Origin of the sequence: Mycobacterium sp. E2699, from assembly GCF_001666745.1 — a bacterium.
In the GTDB taxonomy this organism is placed as follows: Bacteria; Actinomycetota; Actinomycetes; order Mycobacteriales; family Mycobacteriaceae; genus Mycobacterium.
On the sequence record NZ_LZJH01000088.1, the window covers coordinates 102,409 to 125,819 of the forward strand.

The window sequence follows — 23,411 nt, forward strand, 5'->3', positions numbered from 1 at the left end:
ATGCCGCGGAGCCGCCGTGAAGTTTGAGCCCATCGCGATCGTGGGCCAGGGCTGCGTCCTGCCCGGCGGGCTGAACCCGGGCGAGTTGTGGCAGACCGTGCACGACGGCCGGGACGTGCTCGGCTCACCCCCGCCCGGCTATTGGGGCGTACCCGCGGCGCGGATCGTCGCCGACGACGAGAACGCCTCGTTCCTCGACCACGCCTGGTCGGACCGCGGCGGATACGTGCGGGGCTTCGACGACATCTTCGACCCCGGCCGCTTCCTGCTCGACGCCGAGCGGTTCCACGGTCTCGATCCGCTGTTCCTGTGGGCCCTCGAGGCCGCCCGCCAAGCCGTGCAGAGCGCCGGCTGGAGACCCGGTGAGGTTCCGGGGCCGGCGGGGGTGATTCTCGGCAACCTGAGCTATCCGACGAAATCGATGACCGACCTGGCCGAAAGTGTCTGGCGCGGTGACGAACACGGCATCGACTGGCGCAACCGCTTCATGTCCGGGCTCCCGGCGCACGTCGTGGCCGACGCGCTGGGGCTGACGGGAGGAGCCGCCGCGCTGGACGCCGCGTGTGCCTCCTCGTTGTACGCGATCAAGCTGGCGTGCGATCGGCTCCACGACGGCACCGCGGACGTGATGGTGGCGGGAGGCGTCAACGGCGCCGGTGACCTCCTGTTGCACGTCGGCTTCAGCGCACTCCAGGCGCTGAGCCGCACCGGAACGTCGCGTCCCTTCCACCGTGGCGCCGACGGGCTGGTCCCGGCCGAAGGCGCGGCGTTTCTGGCGCTCAGGAGGCTCGACGACGCGATCGCCGACGGGGACGCCATCCTCGGCGTCATCCGGGCGGTCGGGCTCAGCAACGACGGCCGGGGTCAGGGCCTGCTGGTACCCGCGCAGGCGGGGCAGGAGCGCGCGATGCGGCTCGCCTACGAGATGGCCGGGCTACAGCCGCAGGACATCTCACTCGTCGAGTGCCATGCGACGGGAACCTCCCGGGGCGACCTGACCGAGCTGATGAGCATGGCACGCATCTTCGACGGTATGGCGAACGTACCCATCGGATCCCTGAAATCCAATCTGGGACACTCGATCACGGCATCCGGCGCCGCGGGAGCCATCAAGGTGCTGGCGGCCATGCGTGCGGGCATACGTCCCCCGACGCTGCACGTCGACGATCCGTTGCCGTTCGTCGCCGAGTCCCCGTTCCGCCTGCTGACCGACGCCGAGCCCTGGGCGTGCATCGGACCGCGCCGCGCCGCGATCAACAACTTCGGCTTCGGCGGCAACAACGCCCACCTGCTGCTGGAGGAATGGATCGAGCCCGTTGGCGGACGGCGCGTCCGGCCGGCATCCGTGGCCACCGGCCGCGTCGCCGGCGGTGACGTCGCGATCGTGGGCATCAGCCTGCTGGTCGGTGATCACGACACGGCCTCGGTGGCGGAGCGGCTGAGGAAATCCGAACCGATCCCGAGCCCCGACGCCGCCGGCGCCCGGCGCGCGCGGATGACCGAGGTCTGTCTCGATATCACCCAAACACGCTTCCCTCCAACAGATCTCGAGCAGACGCTGCCCCAGCAGCTGGCCCTGCTGGGCGCGGCCGTCAACATCGATGCGCTGATCGGCGCGCTGCCGCCGGACGGGACGAGCGTCATCGTCGGGATGGGCTGCGACACCGAGATCACCCGGCTGGGACTGCGCTGGCGGCTGGCCGGCGATATCGATGACCCGGTCCGACTGGCGCAGGCGCGCGACGCCGTCGCGCCCGCCTGGACGGCCGCCGGCGTGGTAGGAGCCATGCCGAACATCGTCGCCAACCGTCTGAACCGGCAATTCGACTTGCGGGGACCGAGTTTCACGGTGTCCGGCGAAGAATTGTCCGGCGCCACGGCCCTGCTGATGGCGGCCCGCGAATTGCGGCGGCGCGAGGTCGACGCCGCCGTCGTCGGTGCGGTGGACCTCAGCTGCGAGCCGGTGCACGAAGCGTCGGCACGCGCTCTGCTCGGACCGGGCGAGCAGATCCCCGGCGACGCCGCCGTCGTCGTCGTCCTCAAACGCGCCGACGACGCGCGCCGGGACGGCGACACCGTCATCGCCACCCTGCCGGCCGATCAGGAACCACAGGGGGAGTGCCTGCATGTCGGCACCGCACCCGGCGCGCTGAACCTGACGCCGCTGCTCGGCCACGCCCACGCCGCGTCGGGACTGCTGCATGTCGCGGCCGGAGCGCTGTACGGCTTTATGGGCATCTGCCCCGACGGCACGGCATGGACGTCCGAAAACCGTTCGGTCGTCGTCTCGCTCGACGCGCTCGGCGGCCAGCGCCAGCAAATCGTCCTGGTGCCAACGGCATCCGAACGCACCGGCGTCGACCCGCTTAACGCCCTGGTGCGCCCCGCATCCCGTGCGGGGAAACCCGCACGGTTGACCTTTCCGGCTCACCCGCCCCCCGTTCGGTTACCGGCCCGCGTTCGCGCCGGAGCCGGCAATGGTGACACCCCTCGACTGGAGCAGCGCATGACAACACACCTGCCCGTTCCGCCGGTTCTCCCGAAAGTCACCGACGCGCTGGCGCGGGTGCCGCTGGGCGCGGACGTGCTCGGCCCGACGCCGCCGCAGCCGCTGTCGATCGGTCCTGCGCCGGACTCGCAACCGGCCGCCGATCGCTCGGGCGTCCACACGGGGACCGATGCCTCCGGCGCGCCACCGCCGCCGTCGACGAACGGCCGGAAACCGCCGAGCCACAACAGGACTGGCGCCCCGCCCGGCGCGGGCGCATACCGGGCGACCCAACCGGCCCGGCCCGTCGACAAACGGTTGCCGGAGCCGACCGCCAAACGCACACCGGTGGGCCTCAGGCTGGACAAGGACGGCCTGCGCGTGCATGCGTCGGGCAAGATCTCCGAGATCTACGGCCCGGCGTTCGCGGTGCAGGACGACTACGCGCGGCAGGTGCGGATGCCCGAACCTCCGCTGCTGCTGGCGGATCGCCTGCTGGGCATCGACGCCGAGCCGGGCCGCAGCGGCACCGGAACCCTGTGGACCGAAACCGACGTCACCGCCGGCGCGTGGTGGCTGCATCAGGGCCGGATGCCGGCCGGAATCATGATCGAGGCGGGGCAGGCGGACCTCATGCTCATCTCGTGGATGGGTGCCGACTTCGCCAACAAAGGGGAGCGGGTGTACCGCCTGCTGGGCTGCGAGGTGACCTATCTGGGTGGCCTGCCCGAGATCGGCGACACATTGCGCTTCGACATCCACGTGGACGGCCACGCCAGCCAGGGCGACATCCGCATGTTCTTCTTCCACTACGACTGCACCATCGACGGCGTCGAGCGGATGTCGATGCGCAACGGCCAGGCCGGGTTCTTCTCCGACGAGGAGCTGGCGGCGTCGGGCGGGATCCTCTGGCGTCCCGAGGACGAGACCGTCAGCGGGCCGATGGAGTCGACGCGGGTGCAAACCTCGCGCACCGCACTGCAGCGCGCTGATCTCGAGGCGATGGCCGCGGGCGACATCTGGCACACGTTCGGCGCCGGCTTCGAGCGCGCCGCCAGCCACACCCGCACGCCGAGCATCGCCGGCGGCGACATGCTGTTCGTCGACGAGGTGACCCGGCTGGACTTCACCGGCGGGCCCTGGGGCAGGGGCTATTTGCGTGCGGTGGCGCGCGTGACCCCCGAGACATGGTTCTTCAAAGGTCATTTCAAGAACGACCCGTGCATGCCGGGCACGCTCATGTACGAGGCGACGTTGCAGACGATGGCCATCTACATGACCGGTCTCGGCATGACGCTGGATTGCGACGGCTGGCGTTTCGAGCCCGTGCCCTTCGAGACCTACAAGCTGGCATGCCGCGGTCAGGTGACGCCCCGATCACGCGAGCTGGTTTACGAGGTGTTCGTGCGCGAGGTCATCGCCGGGCCCGAGCCCACCGTGTTCGCGGACCTGCTGTGCACGGTCGACGGATTGCCGGCCTTCCACTGCCGTCGCATGGGACTGCGGCTTTCGCCCGGATGCCCGATGGACATGGGCGTCGAAGAGCTGGACGGCTACGTCGAGCCCAAGCCCGTCGCCGAAGGCCATGGGGTCAAGTTCGACTACCAAGCGATGCTCGCCTGCGCCATCGCCAAGCCTTCCCTGGCGGTCGGTCCCCTCTACGAGAAGTTCGACACGCACCGCAGGGTTGCGCGGCTGCCCGGGCCGCCCTACCACTTCATGTCCCGGGTCACCCGGGTGGTCGGTGAGCTCGGCGTGGCAAAGCCCGGCGCGGAAGTTGTGGCGGAGTACGACGTTCCCCGCGACGCTTGGTATTTCGCCGAGAACAAGGGCTCGAACGGCACACCGACGATGCCCAACGCGGTCCTGATGGAGATCGCGCTGCAGCCCTGCGGCTGGCTGGGGGCCTACGCCGGCTGCCCGCTGGACTTCGACGTGGACCTCTTCTTCCGCAACCTCGACGGAACGGGGACACAGCACCGGGAGATCACACCGTCGACCGGAACGCTGGCCGTCAAGGCCGTGTTGAAGAGCATCGCCCAGGCGGGCGGAACCATCATCGTGAGCTTTGACGGCGAAATCTCCGCGGACGGCGGAGTCGTCTACACCTTCGACACGGTGTTCGGATACTTCCGCCTCGAAGCACTGCAGCAGCAGGTGGGCCTGCCGGTGAGCGCCGAGCAGCGCACCCTGTTGGAGCTCGGGTGCGAGGCGCCGGTCGTCGACCTGCGCACCCGGCCGGAAAAGTTCTTCGGTCCGGGAGCCCGGCTGGCCGACCCGATGCTGTTGATGATCGACCGGGTCACGGGCCGGTGGCCCACCGCGGGCGGCGCCGGCCTGGGCCGCTGGCGCGCCGTCAAAGACATCAACCCCGCCGAGTGGTACTTCAAGGCGCACTTCTACCGCGATCCGGTCCAGCCGGGGTCGTTGGGCATCGAAATGCTGCTCCAGCTCATCCAATTCGCGATGCTCGACCTCGGTTTCGGCGAACAAGCCGGACCGTCGGCGCGCTTCGAGCCGGTCGCTCTGCACCACGCGATCACGTGGCGGTATCGCGGTCAGATCGTGCCCACGAACAACCAGATCACCGCCGAGGTGGAGATCACCCGGATCGTGCACGAAAACGAGGGCACCCCGGGCGTTTTGGCCGTCGCCGACGCCTCCCTGTGGTGCGACGGAATACGCATCTACAGCGCCACGGATTTGGGCATGCGCATCACGGGAGCCGCACCGGACCCCGCGCCCACCGAGGCCGCGGCGACCACGGTGGAGACCACGCTCGATCCCGCCCGGGACACCTGGGTCGGCGATCACTGCCCGACGTATGTCATCCCCTCCCTGCCGATGATGTCGGTGCTGGACCTGTTCGCACAGGCGGCCGGCCGCGCCGCCGGCTCGGACAAGGTGGTCGAGGTCACCGACTTGGAACTGGTGCGCTGGGTCGTCCTCGACTCGCCCACGCGGGTGCGGGTGGTGGTCGAACCCGTCGGGCCGGGCCGCTTCACGGGCCGCCTGGAGGTGTGGCGCGACGCATCCAGGCCCGAGCTGTCGCGCTGGGAAACCCACGCAACGGCCGTGATTGCCACGGCGAACCAGTATTCGGGCGAACCGCCGAGCCCCTCGCCCTTGCGCGACGCGGTGCCGTACGCCAGCCCGTACGACGGCACGGTGTTCCACGGGCCCGCGTTCGCGACGCTGATGGACGGCGCCCGGATAGGCCGCAACGGATCCTCGGGGAGGCTGGCCGTCGAGCGCTGCGCCGTGCCCGTGGGTCAACAGCACCCCGGACTGCTCGACGGGGCGTTTCACATCGTTCCCCACACCGCGATGAACGTATGGACCACACAGACTGCGGATGTCGCGTCGTACGCGGACGCGGCGGATCCGCTCGTCGGCTTTCCGCGTCGCGTGGTCTGGGCGCGGTTCTACAGCGGCGCCCCCGCGCAGGGCACGGTGGACGTGGAAGCCCGGTTCGTCGGGTTCGACGACGCGGCCGACGCCGGTGCCCGCCTGCCGATCGTCGATCTGTGGCTCAGCGTGGCGGGCAAGCCCTGGGCCTACCTCCGCGTCGTCGAATTCCTTTTGGAGAAGGGGCATCTCGTCCGGGTCGACGGCCGCAAGCGGCGTGCGTTCATGGCGCAGCGGCGCGCGGTGCCCGGGATGGCGTTGAGCGAGCGGCTGGGCCGCGGCGTCGTCACGCTCGATTCCGCCCGGGCCGCAACGCAGGACTGGTTCAAAGGAACCTTGCGCGCGGTGTATGACACCGAGGGCCGCGGTGATTCGTTGATCGCCGACATCGCGACCAAGGAAGCCGTCGCGGACGCGGCCCACGGCGCCATCCACCCGGCACAGGTCCGCGTCGCCGACGGGCAGGTGAGCTGCCCGGCGCTGCCACTGGAGCGCATCTCGGTCGAGGTCGAGCGGACGCCCGGCGCGTGCCGGGTCAGCGCGTCGCTGCGGACGGACTGGCGGCCGGTGCGCGGCTGGTCGACCGACTGGCAGGGGTTGGCGCCGGGCGGGTTCGCCGACCTGCTGCACTGGGCGTTGCTGTCGCGCTACGTCAGGCACGTCATCGTCACGGATCCCGCCGCGATGGCGGCGGTTCGGGGCCGGCCGGTGTTGTTGCTCGCCAACCACCAGGTGCAGGTCGAGTCGATCCTGGGCACGTCGATCGCGTCGTGGCTGACCGACACGAAGGTCGTGACGATCGCCCACGCCAAGCACGAAACCCGTTGGGTCGGCGCCCTCACGCGGCTGGCCGACGCCGCGGCGGACGGGAAGCCGCGCAGCAACCGATACTTCGACCAGCGCAACCCCGAGCAGTTCCTGCGGTTGGTCGACGAGATCAAGCGCGACGTCTCCGCCCACGGGGTGTCGACCATGGTGCACGCCGACGGCACCCGCTACGTGCGCTCCGGCCAGCGCGTCGAGAAGCTCACCTCGACGCTGCTGGACCTGGCGATCGACGCGGCACTGCCGATCGTGCCGCTGTACTTCGCGGGGGGCCTGCCGACCGAACCGCTGGACGGAAAGCTGGAGGTGCCGTATCGCCACGCCGCGCAGGACTACATCTTCGGCCGGCCCATCATGCCCGACGAGCTGGCGGCCTGGCCCTACGCCGAACGTCGGCGCCGCGTCATGGACGCCATCAACGCGCTCGCGCCGTTCGACGACGCGCCGCACGAGCCGAATTGCGCTGTGGAGGACCGGATTGCCGCGGCCGCGCCGGGCGCGTCGCCCCTCGAGTCGATCTGGGAGTGCATCGAGGACGCCCTGGACGCCCTGCCGGTGGACTGGCGAAGCACGATCAGCGATGACGAATGGGCGGCGACCCGGTCATCCCCGCGTCACAGCCGTCAGTCCCCGTGATGGCAGTGCTCATGGCCATCCGCCGGCGCGGGCGAGCCGCCCATCATCCGTAGCATCGGGACTCCGCCCGACGTCACGAACCGCACGATCAGGACCGCCGCGACGACGAGGAAGGCGATGTTGAGCCACGTGGTGTAGTTCCAGGAGATCGACGCCTCCAGCACCGTGGCGTTGCGCTGCCGAGGGATGAGACCCGTTGTGCCGAAGAGCAATTCGACGAGGTAGCCGGCGGCGACCATCGCGGCATAGAAGGTGCCGAGCAGCGTCAGCATCATCTTGGTGCCGTAGTACTTGCGGTAGATGTTCAGGATCGGCAGGATCAGCAGGTCGGCATAGATGAAGGCGATGACGCCCCCGAAGCTGATGCCCCCGTTCCACAGCACCGCGGCCAGCGGCACGTTGCCGATCGAGCAGACGAACGACACGATCGCGACGATGGGTCCCACGAGCGGACCCCACACCGCCGACCAGACCGGATGATCGGTCAAAAAGAAGATCCGCCAAACGCTTTCGGGCACCCACGCCGCGATGGCACCCGCGATCAGCAGGCCCAGGACGAGGTCACGCAGAATCGCCATCCACTCCATCACGAACACGTGCGAGACCGAGGTGAAGCCCTGCGGGGACAGCAGCCGCCGCCAAAACGAGCCCTCCTTCTGGATCGACATGTCCATGGCGGCATGGCCTTCCATGGAGCCGGCGATGCCGCGCTCGGCCTGCTCGCGGGCGGCGTCGACGAGCCGGGAGCGCACGAACAGCCGGAACAGCCCGGCGAGCACCACGATCATCAGCGGACCGCCGACGAATTCCGCGGCCGTGAACTGCCAGCCCATCAGCAGGGCCAGGATGATGCCCAACTCCACCACGAGGTTGGTGGAACCGATCTCGAACGCCATCGCGGCGGTGAAGTTGGCGCCCTTGCGGAACAGGGAGCGCGCCAGGGCCACCGCGGCGTACGAGCACGACGACGAGGCCGCGCCGAGTCCGGCCGCCACCGCCAGCGTGCGCGGCCGGTCGTCGCCCAGCAGGGACACGATCGTGGAGCGCCGCACCACGGCCTGAACCACCGCCGACAGGGCGAAGCCCAGGATCAGCGCCCACAGGATCTCCCACGTCATCGACCCCGCCAGCTCCAAGGCATGACCGACCGCTGCCAGCGCCCTCATCGAGTCCTCCCCTTCGGTTGCTCGGGCCGCGTCCCGCCAGTGAAGCTATACCCCCATGGGGTATACGTCAAGGGCGCCGAGGGCCGATTTCCGGGCCCGGGTCGCCGATTTCCCTAGAATGGCTCCACAATCGGTGCGGGGGACCGGGCAAAAGAATATGGACTGACGAATCCCGCGCGGCGGCTGGCCCCGCGGCATGGCGTGAACGGGCAGAACCTATGGATTTCACCCGCAAAGGGCGGGTTTACCGGGCAAATCTTCGACACACCGGCGTCGCCACCGCTGTCACAGAGGCAACAGCAGGCACACTGGTAACAACAGGGTTTCTTTGCAAGACGCCAGGAGGGCATGGCCGTGTACCGAGTTTTTGAGGCGCTGGACGAATTGGGCGCCATCGTGGAGGAGGCGCGCGGTGTGCCGATGACGGCCGGCTGCGTCGTGCCCCGCGGTGACGTGCTGGAACTGATCGACGACATCAAGGACGCGATCCCCGGCGAGCTGGACGACGCCCAGGACGTGCTCGACGCGCGCGATTCGATGCTGCAGGACGCCAAGTCGCACGCCGAATCGATGGTCTCCTCGGCGACCACCGAGTCGGAGTCGATGCTCAACCACGCCCGCGCGGAGGCGGACCGGCTGTTGTCCGACGCAAAGTCGCAGGCCGATCGGATGGTGAGCGAGGCCCGCCAGCACAGCGAGCGGATGGTCGGCGAGGCCCGCGAGGAGTCGATCCGCATCGCCACGGCGGCGAAACGCGAGTACGAGGCCAGCGTCAGCCGCGCCCAGGCCGAAGCCGACCGGCTGATCGAGAACGGCAACATCTCCTACGAGAAGGCCGTGCAAGAGGGCATCAAGGAGCAGCAGCGGCTGGTGTCGCAGAACAGCGTGGTGGAGGCGGCCAACGCCGAGGCGACCCGCCTCATCGACACGGCGCACGCCGAGGCCGACCGGCTGCGCGGCGAGTGCGACATCTACGTCGACAACAAGCTGGCCGAGTTCGAGGAATTCCTCAACGGCACCCTGCGGTCCGTCGGCCGCGGTCGTCACCAGCTGCGGACGGCTGCCGGCACCCACGACTACGCGACGCGTTAGCGGCGATCGCGAGCGCGACGGAGTCGGGCGAAGCGGGTCGCCGCCATCGGGCCTGCGGCGATCGCGAGCGCGACGGAGTCGGGCGCTGGGGGTACCCCCGCGGAGCTGGGGGACGGGTCGCCGCCATCGGGCCTGCGGCGATCGCGAGCGCTCCTTTCCTTACGCGCGGCGCGCCGTAGGATTTCTCCTATGACGCGGCAGCACAGCAGCACGGCGCAGCGCCATTCGAACTCGCCGATGAGGGTCGACATCACCCGACTGGGCCGGCGCCCGGGCGCGATGGTCACCCTGCGCAACACCGTGCCCAGCCCGGCGCGAATCGGCCTGCCGATGATCGCGATCGACGAGGGTGCCCCGTTGGAGATGGACTTGCAGGTCCAGTCGGTGTCCGAGGGTGTGTTGGTGACCGGAACGGTCGCCGCGCCGACCGTCGGCGAATGCGCCCGTTGCCTGGCGCCGGTCAACGGGCGCGTCGAGGTCAGGTTGACCGAACTTTTCGCATATCCGGACAGCACGACCGAGGCGACCACCGAGGAGGACGAGGTCGGCCACATCGTCGACGACACCATCGACCTCGAGCAGCCGATCATCGACGCCGTCGGGCTGGAGCTGCCGTTTTCGCCGGTGTGCAGCCCGGACTGCCCGGGGTTGTGCCCCGACTGCGGTGTCGCCCTCGCGGCCGAGCCCGGCCATCACCACGACCGCATCGACCCGCGCTGGGCCAAGTTGGCCGACTTGTTGCCCTTGCAGCCCGGCGAGCCGGAGATCAAGCGGGATGAGCGGTGACGTCGCGGCAAGCCCTGTTGGACGCGCTCGGGGCCGACCTGCCCGATGACCTGTTGTCGCTGGCGTTGACCCACCGCAGCTACGCCTACGAACACGGCGGGCTGCCGACCAACGAACGCCTCGAGTTTCTCGGTGACGCCGTCCTGGGCCTGACCATCACCGACGAGCTCTACCATCGCCATCCCGACCGCTCCGAGGGCGACCTGGCCAAGCTGCGGGCCAGCGTGGTCAACACGCAGGCGCTGGCCGACGTGGCGCGCAAGCTGTCCGACGAGGGCCTCGGCGTGCACCTGCTGCTGGGCCGCGGCGAGGCGAACACGGGCGGGGCCGACAAGTCGAGCATCCTGGCCGACGGCATGGAGTCGCTGCTGGGGGCCATCTACCTGCAGCACGGAATCGACACCGCGCGCGAGGTGATCCTGCGGCTGTTCGGCGCGCTGCTCGACGCCGCGCCGACACTCGGGGCGGGGCTCGACTGGAAGACCAGCCTGCAGGAGCTGACGGCGGCGCGCGGGATGGGCGCACCGTCGTACATGGTCACCTCGACCGGGCCCGACCACGACAAGGAATTCACCGCGGTGGTCGTCGTGATGGAGACCGAATACGGGTCGGGGGTGGGCCGCTCCAAGAAGGAGGCCGAGCAGAAGGCCGCGGCGGCCACCTGGAAAGCGCTCGAGACGCTGGACACCGCGGGGAAAACGTCGGCGTAATCGATGCCCGAACTGCCCGAAGTCGAGGTGGTGCGCCGCGGCTTGCAGGCCCACGTGGTGGGCAAGACGATCACGGCCGTCCGGGTGCACCATCCGCGCGCGGTGCGCCGGCACGAGGCCGGGCCCGCCGACCTCACCGCCCGACTGCTCGACGCGCGGATCACCGCAACCGACCGCCGCGGCAAGTACCTGTGGCTGCTGCTGGACAGCCCGGACGATCCCGACACGGCGCTCGTCGTCCACCTCGGGATGAGCGGGCAGATGCTGCTTGGGGAGGTGCCGCGCGCCGACCACGTCCGGATCTCCGCGCTGCTCGACGACGGCACCGTGCTGAGCTTCGCCGACCAGCGCACCTTCGGCGGCTGGATGCTCGCCGACCTGGTGACCGTGGACGGCAGCATGGTGCCCGTGCCGGTCGCCCACCTGGCGCGTGACCCGCTGGACCCGAAGTTCGATGCGCGCGCCGTCGTTGAGGTGTTGCGGCGCAAGCATTCCGAGATCAAGCGGCAGCTGCTCGATCAGACCGTGGTCTCGGGGATCGGCAACATCTACGCCGACGAGGCGCTGTGGCGGGCCAAGGTGAACGGCGCCCGGATCGCCGACACGTTGAGCCGCCGCCGGCTGACCGCCGTCCTGGACGCCGCCGCCGACGTCATGCGCGACGCGCTGGGCCAGGGCGGGACCTCCTTCGACTCGTTGTATGTCAACGTCAACGGCGAGTCCGGATACTTCGACCGGTCCCTGAACGCCTACGGCCGTGAAGGCGAACCATGCCGCCGCTGCGGCGCGGTGATGCGCCGGGAGAAGTTCATGAACCGCTCGTCGTTCTACTGCCCGCGATGCCAGCCGCGCCCGCGGGGTTGAATGTGCGCGCAGAACTGCGAGTCAGTCGAAGATGTCGCGGCGCAAAGCGCCCGGCGATACCGCCGGATCGACGAACCACTCGAAGGGAAACAGCAGGCCGGACGCCTGGGGCGGCAGGGCAAGCAGCACGTCGAACGCGCGCGCGGCGAGGCCGGAGTCGCCGATCTGCGAGCGGTGGGCGGCCATCGCGTCGCGCTTGTGCCGCGCGAAACCGAAGACGTTGACGCGGTGGGTGATGGCCGCTCTGGGCGCGTAGGCGGTGCGGGCGATCTCCGGTTCGTAGGGCGCCGGTAGCCGCAGCAGACGGGCGAGACGGCCGATCCGCACCAGCAATTCGCGTGGCATCGTCGCCTCGAGCACGCGCGGCGTCGCCGCGAGTTCGGCGCCCCGCGTGCCGACGTGATGCACCTGGACGTGGTCGCGGTGGCCGTAGCCGCCGTTGCGCTCGTAGCTGAGCAACAGATCCGCGCGCTCATCGCGGAGTATCTCGGCGAGCCGCCCCGCCGCCCGGTCGATGTCGGCCCGCCCGAACCTGACGCGCCCGGGTGGATCCGGGTAGAAGTCGGGGCCGTAGCCGCTGTCGGCATAGCCGAGGCATTCGACCCGATGTACGCCGAGAATGCTTGCGCTCGAACGCAATTCGTCCAACCGGAGATCACCTTCGTCGTTGTGCACGCGGCCGTCGGTCGCGGTGACGAGGACAACGCGATGCCCGGCCGCCGCCGCCCGCGCCAGCGTGCCGCCGGTGAGGATCACCTCGTCGTCCGGATGGGCGTGGAATGCGACGACGGTGGCCATTCAACGCAGTATGCCCGCCGTAGCCGCGGCGGTGAGTGTGCGCGCAGGGCTTTGACTGTGAGCCCAAGCTCGAAATTCGCTGACTCAGCTCACACTCAAAGCCGTCAGCGCACACGCGACGGTCGCGTCGCTTGGCCGCAACGCACGCCCGGTAGAAAAGAAGCCATGACGCAACTGTGGGTCGAGCGCACCGGAACCCGCCGCTACACCGGATACAGCTCGCGCGGGGCGCAGGTGCTGGTCGGCTCGGAGGACGTCGAGGGCGTGTTCACCCCGGGCGAGTTGCTCAAGATCGCGCTGGCCGCGTGCAGCGGCATGTCCACCGACGAGCCGCTGGCCCGCCGGCTGGGCGACGACTACAAGGCCGTCGTCAGGGTGTCCGGCGCGGCCGACCGCGAGCAGGAACGCTATCCGCTGCTCGAGGAGACGCTCGAGATCGATCTCTCGGGACTCTCCGATGAAGAAAAGCAACGCGTGCTGGTGGTAGCCAACCGGGCCGTCGACCTGGTCTGCACCGTCGGGCGCACGCTGAAATCCGGCACGACGGTCAACTTCGAGATCGCCGATGCCGGATCCTGACGTCCGGCTCACCGCCTGGGTGCACGGCAGCGTCCAGGGCGTCGGCTTCCGCTGGTGGACGCGGTGCCGGGCGCTGGAGCTCGGGCTCACCGGCTACGCCGCCAACCAGGCCGACGGCCGGGTGCTGGTGGTGGCTCAGGGCGCGCGCCGGGCCGCCGAGAAACTGCTGCAACTGCTGGAAGGCGGCGCCGCGTGGCCGGCCAGGCCGGGCCGGGTCGACAAGGTGGTCGCCGACTGGTCGTCGCCGCAAGAGCGGTTCGAAGGCTTCGTGGAGCGCTGACGTGACGGATGTGGCCACTGGGGCCAGTGCGTCAGAGTGTGAACGGCAGGCAAATTTGAGGCGCCCCGACACCCCTCGGGGAGGGCCGGCGCCGCCAATTTGAGCGGTAGTCTGGCACGCCGTGTACCTCAAGAGCCTGACGCTGAAGGGCTTCAAGTCCTTCGCTTCGCCGACGACTCTGCGCTTCGAGCCGGGCATCACCGCGGTCGTCGGGCCCAACGGCTCGGGCAAGTCCAACGTCGTCGACGCCCTGGCGTGGGTGATGGGGGAGCAGGGGGCGAAGACGCTGCGCGGCGGGAAGATGGAGGACGTCATCTTCGCCGGCACCTCGTCCCGGGCGCCGCTGGGCCGCGCCGAGGTCACCGTCACCATCGACAACTCCGACAACGCGCTGCCCATCGAGTACTCCGAGGTGTCGATCACCCGGCGGATGTTCCGCGACGGCGCCAGCGAGTACGAAATCAACGGCACCAGTTGCCGTTTGATGGATGTGCAGGAGCTGCTGAGCGACTCGGGGATCGGCCGCGAGATGCACGTCATCGTCGGGCAGGGCAAGCTCGACGAGATCCTGCAGTCGCGACCCGAGGATCGCCGCGCGTTCATCGAAGAGGCCGCGGGCGTGCTCAAGCACCGCAAGCGCAAGGAAAAGGCCCTGCGCAAGCTCGACGCGATGCAGGCGAACCTGGCCCGGCTGTCCGACCTCACCACCGAACTGCGCCGCCAGCTCAAGCCGTTGGGCCGCCAGGCCGAGGTGGCCCGTCGCGCGCAGACCATCCAGGCCGACCTGCGCGACGCGAAGTTGCGGCTGGCCGCCGACGACCTGGTCAGCCGGCAGGTGGAGCGCGACGCGATCTTCGAGGCCGAGGCCGTCATGCGCCGCGAGCACGACGAGGCCGCCGCCCGCCTGGCGGTGGCGTCCGAGGAGCTCGCCGCGCACGAGACGGCGCTGGCCGAGCTGTCGGTTCGCGCCGAATCGGTCCAGCACACGTGGTTCGGGCTGTCCGCCCTGGCCGAGCGGGTGGGCGCGACCGTGCGCATTGCCAGCGAGCGCGCCCAGCACCTCGACGTCGAGCCGGTGGCCGCCGGCGACACCGACCCGGATGCGCTGGAGGCCGAGGCCCGGCAGGTCGAGGTGACCGAACAGCGCCTGCTGGCCGAGCTGGCCACCGCCCGCACCCGCCTGGACGCCGCCCGCGCCGAGCTGGCCGAGCGCGAGCGCGAGGCCGCCGAGGCCGATCGGGCCCACCTCGCGGCGGTCCGGGCCGAGGCCGACCGGCGCGAGGGCCTGGCGCGGCTGGCCGGCCAGGTGGAGACGATGCGGGCGCGCGTCGAATCGATCGACGACAGCGTCGCGCGGCTGTCCGAGCGCATCGAACAGGCCGCCGCCCGCGCCCAGCAGACCCGGGCCGAGTTCGAGACCGTGCAGGCCCGCGTCGGCGAACTGGATCAGGGCGAGGTGGGCCTCGACGAGCACCACGAAAGGACCGTGGCCGCGCTGCGGCTGGCCGACGAGCGCGTCGCCGAACTGCAGGCCGCCGAGCGCGGCGCCGAACGCGAGGTGGCCTCGCTGCGCGCCCGCATCGACGCGCTCTCGGTGGGACTGGAACGCAAGGACGGCGCCGCCTGGCTCGCGCAAAACCACGCCGGCACGGGGCTTTTCGGGCCGATCGCCAAGCTGGTGAAGGTCCGGTCGGGTTACGAGGCGGCGCTGGCCGCGGTGCTGGGTTTGGCGGCCGACGCGCTGGCGGCCGACAGCTTCGGCGCGGCCCGTTCGGCGGTCGCCGCGCTCAAGCAGGCCGACGGCGGGCGCGCGGCCCTGGTTTTGGGCGACTGGCCGGCCGAGCAGCCCGCGCATCCGGCGGCGCTGCCCGACGGCGCGCTGTGGGCGCTCGACCTGGTGGAGGCGCCCCCGCGGCTGCGCGGGGCGATGACCGCGATGCTCTCGGGCGTCGCGGTGGTCGACGACCTCGGCGCCGCCCTGGACCTGGTGGCGGCCCGCCCGCAGCTGCGGGCGGTCACCCTCGACGGCGACCTGGTGGGCGCCGGCTGGGTGAGCGGGGGGTCGGACCGCAAGCTGTCCACGCTGGAGCTCACGTCGGAGATCGACAAGGCCGGCGCCGAGCTGGCCGCCGCCGAGGCGCAGGTGGCGCAGCTGACCGCGGCGCTGTCCGGCGCGCTGACCGAGCAGATCGCCCGCCAGGATTCCGCCGAGCAGGCGCTGGCCGCGCTCAACGAGTCCGACACCGCGATCTCGGCGATGTACGAGCAGCTGGGCCGGCTCGGGCAGGAGGCCCGCGCCGCCGAGGAAGAGTGGAGCGGGCTGCTGCGCCAGCGCGATGAGCTCGAGGCGGGGCGCACGCAGACCGTCGAGGAGGTCACGGCGCTGGAGACCCGGCTGCGCAACGCCCAGGAGACGCAGCACGTGCACGCGGCCGAACCGGTGGACCGCCACCAGATCGCCGCCGCCGCCGAAAGCGCCCGCGGCGCGGAGGTGGAGGCCCGCCTGGCGGTGCGGACGGCCGAGGAGCGCGCCCACGCGGTGCGCGGGCGGGCGGATTCGCTGCGCCGGGCGGCCGCCGCGGAGCGCGAGGCGCGGCTGCGGGCGCAGCAGGCGCGCGCGGCGCGGCTGCGCGCGGCCGCCGTGGCCGCGGCGGTGGCCGACGCCGGGCGGTTGCTGGCGGCGCGGTTGGACCGGGTGGTCGCCGCGGCGTCGGGAATCCGCGACGCGCTTGTCGCCGAGCGCCAGGAGCGTTCGGCGGCGATGGCGGCGGTGCGCGACGAGGTGCACGCGCTCGGCGCGCGGGTGGCTCAGCTGACCGATTCGCTGCACCGCGACGAGGTGGCCAATGCCCAGGCGGCGATGCGCATCGAGCAGCTCGAGCAGATGGTGCTCGAGCAGTTCGGGATGGCGCCCGCCGACCTGATCGCCGAGTACGGCCCCGAGGTTGCGCTGCCGCCGACCGAGCTGGAGATGGCCGAGTACGAGCAGGCCCGGGAGCGCGGCGAGCAGGTGTTCGCGCCGGCCCCGATCCCGTATGACCGGGCCACCCAGGAGCGTCGGGCCAAGCGGGCCGAGCGCGAGCTGGCCGAGCTGGGCCGGGTGAACCCGTTGGCGCTGGAGGAGTTCGCCGCGCTGGAGGAACGCTACAACTTCCTGTCCACCCAGCTCGAGGACGTCAAGGCGGCCCGCAAGGACCTGCTCGACGTCATCGCCGACGTCGACGCCCGCATCCTGCAGGTGTTCAGCGACGCATTCACCGATGTGGAACGCGAATTCCGGGAAGTGTTCACCGTCCTGTTCCCCGGCGGCGAGGGCCGGCTGCGGCTGACCGACCCGGGCGACATGCTCACCACGGGCATCGAGGTGGAGGCGCGCCCGCCCGGCAAGAAGATCACCCGGCTGTCTTTGCTGTCCGGCGGCGAGAAGGCGCTGACGGCGGTGGCGATGCTGGTGGCCATCTTCCGCGCCCGGCCGTCGCCGTTCTACATCATGGACGAGGTCGAGGCCGCGCTCGACGACACCAACCTGCGCCGCCTGATCGGCCTGTTCGAACTGCTGCGGGCCCGCTCGCAGCTCATCATCATCACCCACCAGAAGCCGACGATGGAGGTGGCCGACGCGCTGTACGGCGTCACCATGCAGGGCGACGGCATCACCGCGGTGATCTCCCAGCGGATGCGTGGTCAGCAGGTCGAGCAGCTGGTCTCCAGCTCCAACTAGCGCCGGTCGGGGCTTGAGTGTGAACTGACGGCTTTCAGCGTGTACTGACGGCGGGATTTCGGCGATTTTTCCGCCAGGAGAACACACCCGACGCCCAGGCAACACACTCAACGGCCGGCACGCGCACCAATGCCCGCCGACCGCCGGGTGACCCGCGGCTGGAAGGATTGTCGGCGTGTCACAAGGTCTTTGGATCGCCGTCGCGGTCGTCGCCGCCCTGCTCGTCATCGCCGCGCTGGTCGCAGGCCTGGTGCGATACCGGCGCCGACGGATCCGGCTGGCCCGGCCCGAGCCCGGCGCGCTCGACCGCTCCGGGCGCTATACGGCGTCGTCGGGCATCACCTTCAGCCAGTCCGCGCCGACGATCGACACCACCGGGCTGCCCGCGGTAGGCGACGACGCCACCATTCCCCGCGACGCCCCCCGGCGCACGATCTCCGAGGTCGAACTGCCGCACCCCGAAACGCTCGAGGCCGCGCCGCCGCAGGCCCCGCCCGAGGGCCGGCTGGAGCGGCTGCGCGGCCGGCTGGCCCGGTCACAGAACGCGCTCGGGCGCAGCGTGCTGGGCCTGATCGGCGGCGGCGACCTCGACGAGGAGTCCTGGCAGGACGTCGAGGACACCCTGCTGATCGCCGACCTCGGCCCGGTGGTCACCGAGTCGGTGATCGCGCAGCTGCGCAGCCGGCTGGCCAGCGGCAACGTGCGCACCGAGGCCGACGCCAAGGCCGTGCTGCGCGACGTGCTGATCAACGAGCTGCAGCCCGGCATGGACCGCTCGATCCGCGCGCTGCCGCACGCCGACCACCCGTCGGTGCTGCTCATCGTCGGCGTGAACGGCACCGGCAAAACCACCACCGTCGGCAAGTTGGCGCGGGTGCTGGTGGCCGACGGGCGGCGCGTCGTGCTGGGCGCGGCCGACACCTTTCGGGCCGCGGCGGCCGATCAGCTGCAGACCTGGGCGTCCCGGGTCGGCGCGGAGGTAGTCCGCGGGGCAGAAGGCGCCGACCCGGCGTCGGTGGCCTTCGACGCCGTCGACAAGGGCATCGCGTCGGGCGCCGACGTGGTGGTCATCGACACCGCGGGCCGGCTGCACACCAAAGTCGGGCTGATGGACGAGCTCGACAAGGTCAAGCGGATAGTGAGCCGCCGCGCCGCCGTCGACGAGGTGCTGCTGGTGCTCGACGCGACCATCGGGCAGAACGGGCTGGCCCAGGCGCGCGTGTTCGCCGACGTCGTCGACATCACCGGCGCGGTGCTCACCAAGCTTGACGGAACCGCCAAGGGCGGCATCGTCTTCCGCGTTCAGCAAGAGCTCGGGGTGCCGGTGAAGCTGGTCGGGCTCGGCGAGGGTCCGGACGATCTGGCGCCGTTTGAACCCGCCGCTTTCGTGGACGCCCTGCTCGGCTGAGACCGCTTACACGCCAAGCGCGACGTTAATACCGCCGAAACACGGCGGCACCATCGCCGAAACAACAATTGCGCATGGTTCTGGCAGGCCACGGACGGACGTCTGACGGCCTTTCCTGTGCGACCGGAGGTGATAGCGCGTGGCATTCCCGCAATTGGGCCAACCCGATACCGGCGATACCGCCTGGATGTTGGCGAGTTCCGCTCTGGTGCTGTTAATGACGCCGGGCCTTGCCTTCTTCTATGGGGGCATGGTCCGTACCCGAAGCGTGCTCAACATGATCATGATGAGCATCAGCGCGATGGGCGTGGTGACGGTGCTGTGGGTGCTTTACGGCTACTCGATGTCGTTCGGCAACAGCAAGGGCGGCGTCGTAGGCAACCCGTCCGACTACTGGGGGCTGGCGAAGCTCATCGGCGGCAACGCCGTCAAGGCGGATCCGTCCAAGGGCGCCGCCCAGGTGGACATCCCCCTGGCGGGCACCATGCCGGCCACGGTGTTCGTCGCCTTCCAGTTGATGTTCGCGATCATCACCGTCGCCCTGATCTCGGGCGCGGTGGCCGACCGGCTGAAGTTCACCGCGTGGCTGGTGTTCGCCGGACTGTGGGCGACGCTGGTCTACTTCCCGGTGGCGCACTGGGTGTTCGCGGCCGACGGCTTCGCTTCCGAGCACGGCGGCTGGATCAACAACAAGCTGCATGCGATCGACTTCGCAGGTGGAACGGCGGTCCATATCAACTCCGGTGCGGCGGGCCTGGCGCTGGCGATCGTCTTGGGTAAGCGCAAGGGCTGGCCCACGACGCTGTTCCGCCCGCACAACCTGCCGTTCGTCATGCTGGGCGCCGGATTGCTGTGGTTCGGCTGGTTCGGGTTCAACGCCGGATCGGCGACCAGCTCCAACGGCTCCGCCGGGTCGACCTTCATGACGACGACGATCGCAACCGCGACGGCCATGCTGGCCTGGCTCCTGGTCGAGCGCATCCGCGACGGGCATCCCACCACGCTGGGCGCGGCCTCGGGCATCGTCGCCGGGCTGGTGGCCATCACGCCGTCCTGCTCGTCGGTCAACGTGCTCGGTGCCCTGGTGATCGGCTTCGTCGGTGGTGCGGTGTGCGCGCTGGCGGTGGGGCTGAAGTTCAGGTTCGGCTTCGACGACTCGCTGGACGTGGTCGGTGTCCACATGGTCGGCGGTTTGACGGGCACGCTGCTGGTCGGCCTGGTCGCGGCCCCGGAGAGCACGGCGATCAACGGCGTGACCGGCGTGTCGAAGGGCCTCTTCTACGGCGGTGGCTGGTCTCAACTCGAGCGGCAGGCGGTCGGCGCGTTCAGCGTCCTCTTCTACTCGTTCATCGTGACGCTTATCCTGGCGCTTATCTTGAAATACACCATCGGGATCAGGTTGAGTCCGGAAGCCGAGGCTGGCGGCATCGACGAGTCGGAGCACGCAGAAACCGCTTACGAGTTCGCAGTTATCGGGGCCTCGTCCATTCCGCACCGGATCGGCGGCGCGGAGGAAAGTCTCAACGGACAGGACGACGCAGTCAAGAAAGTGGAGGCAGAGACTTCATGAAGCTGGTCACCGCGATCGTAAAGCCGTTCACCCTCGACGACGTCAAGACCGCCCTCGAGGAGGCCGGCGTCCTGGGGATGACGGTCAGCGAAATCCAGGGCTACGGACGGCAGAAGGGCCACACGGAGGTCTACCGGGGTGCGGAATACTCGGTCGATTTCGTCCCGAAGGTCCGCATCGAGGTCGTCGTCGACGACTCCATCGTCGACAAGGTCGTGGACAGCATCGTCCGCGCGGCCCGCACCGGCAAGATCGGTGACGGCAAGGTCTGGGTGAGCCCCGTGGAAACCATCGTGCGGGTGCGCACGGGTGAACGCGGAACCGATGCCCTCTGACCCCAGTCGTGCATTGCTGAACCAGGCCGGACGGGCCGGGAGGGTATGAAACAGGACCCACCCGGCCCGTCCGGGTCATCCGGAGCGGGAGCGGAAAACGCCTGCGCGGCAAGCGATTTGGTTGTCGCGCGGCGCCGTTTGCTGTCGGATGGTCGTGGGTTGGGAGCCGCCGAGCTGCGGCACGCGTGGCAGGATCTGCACGAGTCGTGGCTGACCGCCAAGGCGGACGAGATCGGGATCACCGACGGCAGCGGTTTCGCGATCGTCGGGATCGGCGGGCTGGGCCGTCACGAGCTGCTGCCGTATTCCGATCTGGACCTCATGCTGTTGCACGACGACAAGCCCGTCGAGGTGCTCCAAGACGTCGCCGACAAGCTGTGGTATCCCCTGTGGGACGCCAACGTTCGGCTCGACCACAGCGTGCGGACGGTCTCCGGGGCGCTCGGCGTGGCCAACATGGACATGATCGCCGCGCTGGGCATGCTGGACGCCCGCCACATCGCCGGCGACGCGCGGCTGTCCGAGGACTTGATCGCCGGCGCAAGAAGGCAGTGGCGCAGCGCAATTCGCTCACGAATGGACGAGCTGGTCGACATCACGCAGGCCCGCTGGCAGCGCTGCGGCCGGATCGCGCAGCGCGCCGAGCCGGACCTCAAATCGGGCCGCGGTGGGCTTCGCGACGTGCAACTGCTCGACGCGCTGGGGGTGGCCCAGTTGATCGACCGGCACGGCATGGCCCGCCCGGAAACGCCCGGGGGTTCGCTCGACGATGCCTATCTGACGCTGCTCGACGTGCGCACCGAGCTGCACCGGGTGTCCGGGCGCGGCCGCGATCAGCTGCTGGCCCAGTACGCCGACGAGATCAGCGCCCACTTGCACATCGGTGACCGATTCGACTTGGCGCGCAAGCTGTCCGGGGCCGGGCGCACCATCGCCTACCACGCCGAAACGGGGCTGCGGACGGCCGAAAACGCGTTGCCGCGGCGCGGCGTGTCGGTGCTCGTCCGGCGGCCCAAGCGGCGACCGCTGGACGAGGGCGTGGTCGAGTACGCCGGGGAAATCGTGCTCGCCCGCGACGCGTCGCCGGAAACCGACGCCGGGCTGGTGCTGCGGGTGGCCGCCGCGTCGGCCGGCACCGGTGTGCCGATCGGCGCCGCGACGCTGAGTCGTCTGGCCGCCGGCGCGCCCGAGATGCCGGCCCCGTGGCCCAGCGAGGCATTGGACGACTTGCTCGTCGTGCTCTCGGCGGGGCCGACCGCGGTGGCGACGGTCGAAGCGCTCGACCGCACCGGGTTGTGGGAGCGGTTGCTGCCGGAATGGGCCGCGATCCGCGACCTTCCGCCCCGCGACGTCGCGCACAAGTGGACGGTGGACCGGCACGTCATTGAGACCACCGTGAACGCGGCGCCCCTGGCCACCCGCGTGGCCCGGCCCGACCTGCTGGCGCTCGGCGCGCTGCTGCACGACATCGGCAAGGGCCGCGGCGTCGACCACAGCGTGCTGGGGGCCGAGATGGCCATCGAGATGGGCGCCCGGCTCGGGGTCGCCCCCGAGGACGCCGAGTTCCTGTCGAAGCTGGTCCGCCACCACCTGCTGCTGCCGGTGGTGGCCACCCGAAGCGACCTCAACGACCCCAAGACCATCGAGGGTGTGTCGGCGGCCCTGGGCGGCGATCCGCTCCTGCTCGACGTGCTGCAGGCGCTGACCGAGGCGGACTCCAAGGCGACCGGTCCCGGAGTGTGGAGCGACTGGAAGGCGTCCCTGATCGAGGACCTGGTGCGGCGCTGCCGGTTGGTGATGGCCGGGGAGCCGCTGCCTCAGGCGCAACCGATTGCGCCGCAATACCTTTCGCTGGCCGCCGATGGCGGGGTGCATGTCGAGATCGAGGCCGGCGGCGGCGAGCGCCTGAACCTGGTGATGGTCGCGCCGGATCAGCGCGGACTGGTGTCGAACGCCGCCGCGGTGCTGGCCCTGAACTCGCTGCGCATCCATTCGGCGTCGGTCAACACCCACGAGGGAGCGGCGATCATCGAATTCGTGGTGTCGCCGCTGTTCGGATCACCGCCCGAAGCCGGGCTGCTGCGGCAGCAGTTCACCAACGCGCTGAACGGCGACGTCGACGTCATCGGCGCGGTGGAGAAGCGTGACACTGACGCCGTCGACGCGGCGACCGCGCGGGCCGGCGAGATCCAGGTCGGGGTGCCCGTCACCCGCTCGACGGCGCCGCCGCACATCCAGTGGCTCGACCCCGCCGCGTCCGGCCACTCGCTCGTCGAGGTCCGCGCCATGGACCGATCGGGGTTACTGGCGCTGTTGGCCCGGGCGCTGGAGCGCGCGGGGGCCGACCTGCGATGGGCCAAGGTTCACACGTTCGGGTCGACGGCCGCCGACGTGTTCTGCGTGGAACTGCCCGAAGAGCCGGGCGCGCAGGCGGCGGTGGAGAAGCAGCTGCTGGCGGTGCTGGGCGGCCTTGCGGGATAGGCCCGGCGCGGCTCACTGTTCGTCCTCGTCGGGTGGGTCGGAGTCTGCAGCGGCCCAGCAGCGAATCAGCGCCGCGCTTGACGCGATCGATGCCGCGCACGACGTGCTGCGTCAGACTCGAACCTGGTGGGCGACGAGTTTCGCGTCGAGGTGGCCGAGCGGTTGGAGACCCGGGAGCGCACCAACCGGGGCCTGATGTATCGGTTGTTCGCCGAGATCGCCGAACCCCCCGACCGCAACTGTGGATAGGTCCGGCTCAGGCCC

At 70.3% G+C, this 23,411-nt stretch carries 15 protein-coding genes; 13 read left to right on the forward strand and 2 right to left on the reverse strand.

Annotated features, from left to right (window positions below):
- Positions 1 to 16 precede the first annotated feature (16 nt).
- On the forward strand, positions 17 to 7,357 hold the full coding sequence (locus tag A5696_RS15185; RefSeq protein WP_067880264.1) for a beta-ketoacyl synthase N-terminal-like domain-containing protein: 7,341 nt from the start codon (positions 17 to 19) through the stop codon (positions 7,355 to 7,357).
- Here the strand turns inward: A5696_RS15185 and A5696_RS15190 are convergent.
- A complete protein-coding gene (locus tag A5696_RS15190; RefSeq protein ID WP_067880267.1) occupies positions 7,345 to 8,523 on the reverse strand; it encodes a permease in 1,179 nt (392 codons plus the stop codon). The two genes, A5696_RS15185 and A5696_RS15190, sit on opposite strands and share 13 nt — an antisense overlap.
- Positions 8,524 to 8,877: 354 nt before the next feature.
- Between A5696_RS15190 and sepIVA the strand changes: the two genes are divergently transcribed.
- From sepIVA to mutM, 4 genes are all read left to right on the forward strand, one after another.
- Positions 8,878 to 9,615, forward strand: a complete 738-nt coding sequence (gene sepIVA / locus A5696_RS15195; RefSeq protein ID WP_066970141.1) for a cell division protein SepIVA — start codon at positions 8,878 to 8,880, stop codon at positions 9,613 to 9,615.
- 189 nt (positions 9,616 to 9,804) lie between these two features.
- Entirely contained in the window at positions 9,805 to 10,401 is a 597-nt protein-coding gene (locus A5696_RS15200) for a DUF177 domain-containing protein (RefSeq protein WP_156738409.1), read from the forward strand.
- Positions 10,398 to 11,111, forward strand: a complete 714-nt coding sequence (gene rnc / locus A5696_RS15205) for a ribonuclease III (protein ID WP_067880270.1) — start codon at positions 10,398 to 10,400, stop codon at positions 11,109 to 11,111. Before A5696_RS15200 ends, rnc begins: the two co-directional genes overlap by 4 nt.
- 3 nt (positions 11,112 to 11,114) lie before the next feature.
- The gene (mutM, locus tag A5696_RS15210) at positions 11,115 to 11,975 is read left to right on the forward strand and encodes a DNA-formamidopyrimidine glycosylase (RefSeq protein ID WP_067880273.1); all 861 of its coding nucleotides are present in this window, start codon (positions 11,115 to 11,117) and stop codon (positions 11,973 to 11,975) included.
- Positions 11,976 to 11,996: 21 nt separating this feature from the next.
- On the opposite strand, the gene A5696_RS15215 is transcribed toward mutM, so the two are convergent.
- Positions 11,997 to 12,773 (reverse strand): PIG-L deacetylase family protein, encoded by a 777-nt coding sequence (locus A5696_RS15215; protein ID WP_067880276.1) that lies wholly within the window; start codon positions 12,771 to 12,773, stop codon positions 11,997 to 11,999.
- A 165-nt stretch (positions 12,774 to 12,938) separates the two neighbouring features.
- Here A5696_RS15215 and A5696_RS15220 point away from each other — a divergent pair, with 165 nt between their 5' ends.
- The 8 genes from A5696_RS15220 (at position 12,939) to A5696_RS28705 (ending at position 23,396) form a co-directional block, all read left to right on the forward strand.
- Entirely contained in the window at positions 12,939 to 13,352 is a 414-nt protein-coding gene (locus A5696_RS15220) for an OsmC family protein (protein WP_067880279.1), read from the forward strand.
- Positions 13,339 to 13,632, forward strand: a complete 294-nt coding sequence (locus A5696_RS15225) for an acylphosphatase (RefSeq protein ID WP_067880282.1) — start codon at positions 13,339 to 13,341, stop codon at positions 13,630 to 13,632. The genes A5696_RS15220 and A5696_RS15225 overlap by 14 nt, the downstream gene beginning before the upstream one ends.
- A gap of 121 nt (positions 13,633 to 13,753) precedes the next feature.
- A complete protein-coding gene (gene smc / locus A5696_RS15230) occupies positions 13,754 to 17,353 on the forward strand; it encodes a chromosome segregation protein SMC (protein WP_067880286.1) in 3,600 nt (1,199 codons plus the stop codon).
- Between the two features lie 175 nt (positions 17,354 to 17,528).
- Positions 17,529 to 18,761 carry a signal recognition particle-docking protein FtsY gene (ftsY, locus tag A5696_RS15235; RefSeq protein WP_067880289.1) on the forward strand — a complete coding sequence of 411 codons (1,233 nt, stop codon included), beginning with the start codon at positions 17,529 to 17,531 and terminating at the stop codon, positions 18,759 to 18,761.
- Between the two features lie 187 nt (positions 18,762 to 18,948).
- Positions 18,949 to 20,331: an ammonium transporter gene (locus A5696_RS15240; RefSeq protein ID WP_067880597.1), complete on the forward strand. Its 1,383-nt coding sequence runs from the start codon at positions 18,949 to 18,951 to the stop codon at positions 20,329 to 20,331.
- Positions 20,328 to 20,666: a nitrogen regulatory protein P-II gene (glnB, locus tag A5696_RS15245; RefSeq protein WP_067880293.1), complete on the forward strand. Its 339-nt coding sequence runs from the start codon at positions 20,328 to 20,330 to the stop codon at positions 20,664 to 20,666. The genes A5696_RS15240 and glnB overlap by 4 nt, the downstream gene beginning before the upstream one ends.
- Positions 20,667 to 20,711: 45 nt before the next feature.
- Positions 20,712 to 23,147: a [protein-PII] uridylyltransferase gene (locus A5696_RS15250; RefSeq protein ID WP_067880296.1), complete on the forward strand. Its 2,436-nt coding sequence runs from the start codon at positions 20,712 to 20,714 to the stop codon at positions 23,145 to 23,147.
- A gap of 126 nt (positions 23,148 to 23,273) precedes the next feature.
- Positions 23,274 to 23,396: a hypothetical protein gene (locus tag A5696_RS28705; protein WP_255381809.1), complete on the forward strand. Its 123-nt coding sequence runs from the start codon at positions 23,274 to 23,276 to the stop codon at positions 23,394 to 23,396.
- Positions 23,397 to 23,411 lie beyond the last annotated feature (15 nt).